Here is a 436-nt window from a genome sequence, read left to right as displayed (position 1 = left end):
TAAGTGTATTTTTACACTGCTCTTGTATATTTTGGTCTCTAATTAAGCCAATATATGAGTTTAACTCATCAACGGTGCCGTAACTTTCAATACGAATATGATGTTTAGGTACGCGTGTACCACCAAATAGTGCAGTAGTACCTTTATCGCCTGTTTTTGTGTAAATTTTCATATTTTCAAAGTTAAAAGTAAAAAACTGAAAAGGCAAAAGTTAAATGTTTTGCTGCTTATTATTGCAATTTAAGTAGTAGAATTATTAAACTCTAATAACAAAATGTTCTTTGGCTTGCTCTTTTCTAAAAAAAACAAAGCCCCAATAAAAAGTATTAATTGTTACAGTAACTTTTGGGTGTTGTTTAATAGTTTCCCAAGCCTCAGTCATACCTTTAGACCAATATATGTCATCAAAAATAAAAATGGTATTGTTGTGTGTTGT

At 30.0% G+C, this 436-nt stretch carries 1 protein-coding gene and 1 pseudogene; both read right to left on the bottom strand.

The window, feature by feature from the left end; translation table 11 throughout:
- On the bottom strand, window positions 1-172 hold a 172-nt coding region (locus FUA24_RS03930), incomplete at its 3' end, for an ATP:cob(I)alamin adenosyltransferase (protein ID WP_148540149.1).
- An 84-nt stretch (window positions 173-256) separates the two neighbouring features.
- Window positions 257-436, bottom strand: a pseudogene (locus FUA24_RS03925) (class I SAM-dependent methyltransferase); the annotation flags it as partial.

The sequence above is a fragment of the Seonamhaeicola marinus genome, assembly GCF_008085455.1.
Note: the sequence above shows the minus strand (reverse complement) of the source record. Positions and strands in the feature narration are given on the sequence as shown.